The sequence below is a fragment of the Sinorhizobium sp. CB7 genome, assembly GCF_041357635.1.
Lineage (GTDB): Bacteria > Pseudomonadota > Alphaproteobacteria > Rhizobiales > Rhizobiaceae > Rhizobium.
The window spans coordinates 1-253 of sequence record NZ_JAULLL010000089.1; the positions used below are offsets into that span (position 1 = coordinate 1).

Consider the following 253-nt stretch of genomic DNA (forward strand, 5'->3'; position numbering starts at 1 on the left):
TCCAGCCCTTCAAGCAGGCCGGCAAGCGTCTGCCTCGTCGCCGCGTCCGTCACCACCCGGGTGATGCGGCTGTCCTTGATCATGTGGGCGAGGCGGTCGGCCGGATAGGTCGGATCGAGCGGTACATAGGCCGCCCCCGCCTTCATGATGCCGATCAGGGCGGCGACGAGACCGGCGCAGCGCTCCACCGCCAGCCCGACGCGCTCGTCGGGACCAACCCCGAGGGACTGCAGCCGCCTTGCGATGCGGTTGG

Annotated in this window: 1 protein-coding gene; it reads right to left on the reverse strand. The window is 70.4% G+C overall.

Annotated elements, in window-relative coordinates:
- Positions 1-253, reverse strand: a 253-nt coding sequence (locus tag AAE029_RS36295) for an AMP-binding protein (protein ID WP_371077778.1), incomplete at both ends; no start/stop codon positions are given.